Source organism: Micromonospora sp. WMMD737 (genome assembly GCF_049179055.1).
In the GTDB taxonomy this organism is placed as follows: Bacteria; Actinomycetota; Actinomycetes; order Mycobacteriales; family Micromonosporaceae; genus Micromonospora; species Micromonospora reichwaldensis.
Map to the genome: position 1 here is coordinate 1 of NZ_JBMHMH010000038.1, position 1,958 is coordinate 1,958.

Below are 1,958 nucleotides of genomic sequence, written 5' to 3' on the forward strand. Positions count from 1 at the left end.
AGCACGGCACCCTGGCCGATGTCCCCGCCGACGTGCCGTATCTGTCGACGTACCCGAAGCTTGTCGAGAACATCTTCATCGCCTGGCGGGCAATGCTTCCCGACGACACCCTGGTGGATCTCGGCCAGCTGCCGTTCGGCCTGCTCGGTGCCCTGGCCATCGCGGTCATCGCGGGCCGTCTCGGTGCCCGGTCCGACGCCGCGCTGGCGGCCGGCGCGGCGTGGCTGACGCTGCCCGCGGTGTTCCTGCAGCTGCCGACGAACTACGTCGACGTCGCCGCGGCGGCGCTGGCCTTGTGCGCCATCGCTTTCCTGCTGGGGCCGGCCGACCGGGTCCGGCTGATGTTCGCGGCGGTCGCGCTCGGGCTGTTCCTGGGATCCAAACCCACCGCGCCGGTGGCTGTCGTGTTGCTCTTCGCTGCGCTGACCCTCGTCGCGGTACGGGCCGGCCTGGGTCGTCTGGTCCCGGTCGCCGGCCTGCTGGCGTTCGTGCTGGGCGCCGAGTCATACGTGAGAAACATTGTTCGCCATGGCAACCCGGTGTGGCCGGTACAGCTCGACATCGGCCCGGTGCAGCTGCCGGGCGAGTACGCGGTGGCCGATCTGCTGGCCGCGGGAGCCGCCGCGCCACGCACCCATGGCAACCTCGCCGAACGGGTGCTGGGGTCGTGGTCGGTGCTCTGGCCGCAGGTGCCCGCCTTCGACATGCGCGTCGGCGGGCTCGGTGTGCTGGTGCTGGTGGCGATCCCGGTCGCCGCCGTCGGGCTGGCGCGACGGTTCGGCGGGTGGGCGGCGGTGGGGGTGGTGCTCATCGTCGCCGCGACGCTGGCGACACCCGAACCCGCGGTGGCGCGCTTCGTGCTGGTGTTCGCCGGGCTGGCGCTGGCCGCGGCGGTGCCCGCGACCGAGCTGCTGCGCACCCGGGCCTGGCTGCACGTCACGGTGTTCTGGCTCATCGCCGCCGGTGCGGCGCAGAATCTCGTCGCCGCCTACCCCGGCCTGCACGGCGAAGGTCCGCCGCTGCGCGCCTACCTGGAGATGACCGACGAGCAGCGGCGCCGTGCGGTGGGTGCGGCCGGCCCGCCGGGGCAATTCATCGACGCCGTGGAGTCGATGCGTCCCGGGGAGATCGCGCTGTTCGACGGAACCGTCGAACTGCCCTACCGGGTGTGGCCCTACGACCTGGCCACGGCGGCCGCCCGAATCCCCGATGATGCGGGGGCCGACGACATCGAGCGGCTGATCCGCGCCGACGATGTCGGGTTGGTGGTCGTCGGTGTGGACACGGTGGCCGAGCAGGTGGTGCGGGACGATCCCGGTGAGTTCACCAAGTTGTTCGACTGTCCGGCCACCGAGTGCCGGGTCTTCGGCAAACGGGGGCGGTAGCACCGCTCGGCGTCGTTCGGCGGGGGCACGTGTGAACTCCGAGTTCGGGGAAACATCGGTGATAGGAGCTGTCGGCACCCTTCAGCGATGGCATGATGGCCGGATCTGAACCGGCCCCTTGCGAGGGGGAGCACCAGGAGCGTCGAGGCAGGGGAAGCGTTTCGTGTACGTGGCGGTCGCGTGGATGTTGGCCATCTGGCTGGCTTCGGTCGCGGTCGTCTACGGCGCCAACCGCATCATCACGGGCTCGCCGGGCGTGGTGGTCGGCGCACCGTTCCAGTCTGGTTGGTTGCCGCAGGAACACGCGCTGTCGCGCTACCACGTGCGCTGGTACGCGGCCACTCTGGTGTTTCTGGCGTTCGACGTCGAGATGCTGTTCATGTATCCGTGGTCGGTGGTCGTCGCGAAGCTGGGCGCATCGGCGATCGTCGAGATGTTCGTGTTCCTCGGGGCGCTTCTGGTGGCGGTCGTGTGGGCGTGGCGAGAGGGCGCGCTGCGGTGGGTGTAGCGGATCTGGCGGTGAAACTCGCCGCGTGGCGCCCACATGTGCTTCCCGTCGAAGTGCCGGGGCAG

General features: G+C 70.5%; 2 protein-coding genes. Both read left to right on the forward strand.

The genetic code is table 11. From position 1 onward, the window contains the following. On the forward strand, positions 1-1,385 hold a 1,385-nt coding region (locus ACN27A_RS34260; protein WP_421459136.1), incomplete at its 5' end, for a hypothetical protein. A gap of 184 nt (positions 1,386-1,569) precedes the next feature. Beyond that, positions 1,570-1,893: an NADH-quinone oxidoreductase subunit A gene (locus ACN27A_RS34265; RefSeq protein WP_421459137.1), complete on the forward strand. Its 324-nt coding sequence runs from the start codon at positions 1,570-1,572 to the stop codon at positions 1,891-1,893. The last annotated feature ends 65 nt before the right edge of the window (positions 1,894-1,958 follow it).